Annotated in this window: 5 protein-coding genes; 2 read left to right on the forward strand and 3 right to left on the reverse strand. The window is 57.5% G+C overall.

Going from position 1 to position 4,086, the window contains the following annotated elements; all coding sequences use genetic code 11:
* Positions 1-25: 25 nt before the first annotated feature.
* On the reverse strand, positions 26-583 hold the full coding sequence (locus tag ACXWUF_RS19725) for a leucine-rich repeat domain-containing protein (protein WP_458496291.1): 558 nt from the start codon (positions 581-583) through the stop codon (positions 26-28).
* 359 nt (positions 584-942) lie between these two features.
* On the opposite strand from ACXWUF_RS19725, the gene ACXWUF_RS19730 reads away from it, so the two are divergent.
* Together ACXWUF_RS19730 and ACXWUF_RS19735 are read left to right on the forward strand one after the other, a co-directional pair.
* A complete protein-coding gene (locus tag ACXWUF_RS19730; protein WP_458496292.1) occupies positions 943-1,221 on the forward strand; it encodes a hypothetical protein in 279 nt (92 codons plus the stop codon).
* Entirely contained in the window at positions 1,218-1,628 is a 411-nt protein-coding gene (locus ACXWUF_RS19735; RefSeq protein ID WP_458496293.1) for a type II toxin-antitoxin system VapC family toxin, read from the forward strand. Before ACXWUF_RS19730 ends, ACXWUF_RS19735 begins: the two co-directional genes overlap by 4 nt.
* Positions 1,629-1,791: 163 nt before the next feature.
* Here ACXWUF_RS19735 and ACXWUF_RS19740 read toward each other — a convergent pair whose 3' ends face one another.
* Both ACXWUF_RS19740 and ACXWUF_RS19745 read right to left on the reverse strand, forming a co-directional pair.
* The gene (locus ACXWUF_RS19740; protein ID WP_458496294.1) at positions 1,792-2,073 is read right to left on the reverse strand and encodes a hypothetical protein; all 282 of its coding nucleotides are present in this window, start codon (positions 2,071-2,073) and stop codon (positions 1,792-1,794) included.
* Between the two features lie 166 nt (positions 2,074-2,239).
* Positions 2,240-4,086 (reverse strand): DNA gyrase subunit B (locus ACXWUF_RS19745; protein WP_458496295.1); only part of this gene is annotated, 1,847 nt, incomplete at its 5' end.

The following is a 4,086-nucleotide window of genomic DNA, read 5'->3' on the forward strand; positions in this document are numbered from 1 at the left end:
CGGATGTCGTCGAGGCTGGTAAAGATCATCGTAGGAGTGCCATTAAGGAAAGATTGAGGGAAATATTGCTTGATTTTACCCTGACAGCCTTAAAGTAACAATTGTGAACAATATACTTATGATAATTTGGGAACATCTCTAGTGGTGACAGATCGGATAATTTTGTTCTATTAATGGTTAAGCTTTCGAGTTTATGTAATTCCGCCAAGGGCGATATATCGAGAAGTTGAGTTGAGGAGCAATCAAGTGATATTAAATTCCGCATCCCTGCAATCGGCGTTAGGTCGGATAGTGGATTAAGATGGCAATCAAGTGATTCTAGCTGGCTCAGTTTTGCTAGGGGTGATAAATCAGAAATTTGATTTCTTCCGCAATTGAGAGATTGTAGATGTTTGAGATTTTTCAAAATGGAAACATCCGTTATTTCTCCATAAAAACCGAGTTCCTTTAGCCATGCTAACTCATCTAATTGTTTGGGCAATTCCGTTAGATAAAGCTCTCGAAGATTGAGGTCTCCGGTTTTCTCCAGTTTTTCCTTTTCGATAAGCGCAAGGGCACGAGCGAAATCATCAGAATTTGACATAACGGCAGGCTCCAAACGGCGGGCAGGATAGTCGGGCTATTGTGGTGGATGAAAGCCTTTTGTAACAGCCCGCCGCGCATCGCTAACAACCGGCCTGATCGTTCCCGCGCCTTGCGTCACCGCCATCAAGCCGCCCTGGAGTCCGAACTTCAGTTTGGACGGGCCACGGGGGCATTCAGAACTCGTCCAAACTGAAGTTCGGACTCCAGACGCCAAGCCGCGCCCTCGTGGAGTCCAATGCTTGCTTTTGGCGTTTCCGACCTCATCCAAAGCAAGCTTTGGACTCCAAGGCTATTTCCCCCTCCCTTGGGGGCATAATGTCGCTTCACGGCGAATTCAAAACCCCAGGAGATTGCGCCATGCTGAAAACCTACGAAGCCATCTACGACCACGGCAAAATCGAATGGCTGGGAACACCCCCGCCCGATGCCCGCCTCAGAATCAAAGTCCTCGTCGAACAACCCGACGCCAGCCCGGAAGCCCCGCCCCGCCGCCGCCGCGCCCCGCCGCCCGAACTGAAAGGCAGCGTCACCTGGGTAGGCGACCCGACCGAATCGCTATTCACAGAAGCCGAATGGGAAGAATTCCACGACCGCACCGCCCGCCAGATTGCCGGTGACCCGGAGGCGTTCCGGTGAACGCCGATTCGTTGGTGCTGCTTGATACCCACGTCTGGATTTGGTGGGTGGAACAGGATGACCGTCTGCCAAAGAGGTTGGCGGAAATCGTTGAAGATCAGGACAACCGCATAACCATATCGGCGGTTTCCATCTACGAACTCACCTACGGGGCGCACAGGGGAAGAATTAGGCTCAACCGGGAAGTCGATGACTGGATCAAACGCGCCACGGTCGGCGCGGACATCGCGGTTATGCCGGTGGATGCCGCCATCGCTCGGCGGGCCGGGCATTTGCCGCCACACCATGGCGATCCGCTGGACCGAATAATCATTGCGACGGCCATTCAGGTTGATGCTCGTTTGGCGAGTCTCGATACCGCGTTTCCGGCTTACCGCGAACTTGATGAACATCTCATCAGGCATTAACGGGTTCTCGCAGAAGCCATCCCCCCGTATGACCACCGAAAACGCACCAACCCGTCTCGCCACAACTCAATGTCAGTGACGCTCCTTGTGGGAACGATGCAAAGTCAGGCCACAAAAAAGCCCGCACGAAGCGGGCTTTCTTGTTGGGTGCCTAGAGTGGCGCTTACATCACCAACGGCGCTGGCGGAAGTCCGCCAAACGGGTCGTTGGCCTTAATCATGCCCACCTGGTGGCTCAGCATCTTTATCAACTGCTCCGCCAGCTCAACCGTCATCACGAGGGGTTGAAGCGAAGGAACATCCTCGCCCTCGTCTTGCTCCACGCGAGGCGCCATGACCACATACGAAGTGGGACCGGCGGGTGTTTGGCCGTGAATCGCGCCAACGCCCCAGGCACCGACGGGGATCAGGTCGTTTACATTAATTTGTGCTGCTTCTTGTTCCATTCGTGACTCTCTGCTCTCTGTCTCTGGTTGTCGTGATAGTGATTGCAAGGCGCTGGAATTTATACCGCTTTTCTTTTCCGGCGACCACGTTTAGCCCCTCATCCACATAAAAAGAGGCGCTCCATCTCCGGCGGGTCGCCCCTTTTTCGTCCAGGCCGAAACCGCCTTAAATATCCAAATTCGCCACCTCCAGCGCGTTCTTCTCGATGAAGTCGCGGCGTGGCTCCACTTGATCGCCCATCAGCGTGGTGAAAACCTCGTCGGCGGTGATGGCGTCCTCGATCCTCACTTGCAGCAGGCGGCGAGTGTTGGAATCCAGCGTGGTTTCGAACAGCTGCTCCGGGTTCATCTCGCCCAAGCCCTTGTAGCGCTGGATGTGCTGGCCGCGCTTGGCCTCGCCCATCATCCAGGCGAACGCCTGCTTGAAGTTGCGCACCCGTTCCTTCTTCTCGTCGGCGGCGATGTAGGTGTCCGGGCCGAATAAGCCCTCGGCGGTATGCCCGAAACCCGCCAGCCGCCGGTAATCGCCCGAGCCAAAGAAGCCCGCGCTAAGCTCAAAGTTCTTGTATACGCCGTGCAGCCGCTTGCTGACGTGGGCGCGGAAATCCTCCGGCTGCTCGCCGAATCTTAGGTCAAAGCTGAAACGCGCCCCCGGTTCCAGGCGGTTGACCCGCTCGGCCAGCCGCTCGAACCACGCCTCGCAGTGCGGGCGATCCGCGATGGACTCCGCGTCCAGGGCGGGCAATTCGGTCAGCGCATCCAGCAGGGTCTCGTCATAGCGATGGGAGAGCCGGTCCACCACCGTCCGCACCGCCAGGTATTCCCGCGCCAGTTGCTCCAAGCCTTGCCCCTGAATCGGCGGCGTGATTTCGTCCGGGTAGAGGCGGGTCTTTTCCAGCGCCATTTGCAGCAGGTAGTTGTTCAACTCATTGTCGTCCTTGACGTACTGCTCCTGCTTGCCCTTCTTGACCTTGTACAGCGGCGGCTGGGCGATGTAGATGTGGCCGCGCTCAATCAACTCGGGCATTTGCCGGTAGAAGAAAGTCAGCAGCAGGGTGCGGATGTGGGAGCCGTCCACGTCGGCGTCGGTCATGATGATGATGCGGTGATAGCGCAGCTTGTCCGGGTCATATTCCTCCCGGCCAATCCCGCAGCCCATGGCGGTGATGAGCGTGCCGACTTCCTCCGAGGAAATCATCCGGTCGAACCGCGCCCGCTCCACGTTAAGGATTTTGCCCTTGAGCGGCAGGATCGCCTGGGTGCGGCGGTCGCGGCCCTGCTTGGCGGAGCCACCGGCGGAATCGCCCTCGACGATGAACAGTTCGGACAGCGCCGGGTCTTTCTCCTGACAATCGGCCAGCTTGCCGGGCAATCCGGCGATGTCCAGGGCGCTCTTGCGGCGGGTCATCTCGCGGGCCTTGCGGGCGGCCTCGCGGGCGCGGGCGGCGTCGATCATCTTGTTGGCGATGGTCTTGCCGATGTTGGGGTTCTCCAGCATGAATTCCTGAAACTTCTCGGACATGGCCGATTCGACCACCGGCTTCACCTCCGAGGACACCAGCTTGTCCTTGGTTTGGGAGGAGAACTTGGGATCGGGTACCTTCACCGACAAGATAGCGGTCAGACCTTCGCGGGCGTCGTCGCCGGAAGTTTCGACCTTTTGCTTTTTCAGCAGCCCTTGTTCCTCGATGTACTGGTTCAGGGTGCGGGTCAAGGCACCCCGGAAACCGGCCAAGTGGGTGCCGCCGTCGCGCTGGGGGATGTTGTTGGTGAAGCAGTAGATGTTCTCCTGATAGGAGTCATTCCACTGCAAGGCCGCTTCCACGGTGATGCCGTCCTTCTCGGTGTGGACGTAGAACACCTTGTCGAACAGCGGCGTTTTGTTCTTATTGAGATGCTCGACGAAGGCGCGGATGCCGCCCTCGAACTCGAACAGGTCGCTCTTGTCGTCGCGCTCGTCCTGGAGGGTGATGCGCACGCCGGAGTTGAGGAAGGACAACTCGCGCAGGCGCT

This window comes from Methylomagnum sp., assembly GCF_054333355.1.

Coding starts and splice junctions, on each gene's coding strand:
- ACXWUF_RS19740 (WP_458496294.1), bottom strand. CDS start 2,073: ATGGAACAAGAAGCAGCACAAATTAATGTAAACGACCTGATCCCCGTC.
- ACXWUF_RS19730 (WP_458496292.1), top strand. CDS start 943: ATGCTGAAAACCTACGAAGCCATCTACGACCACGGCAAAATCGAATGG.
- ACXWUF_RS19725 (WP_458496291.1), bottom strand. CDS start 583: ATGTCAAATTCTGATGATTTCGCTCGTGCCCTTGCGCTTATCGAAAAG.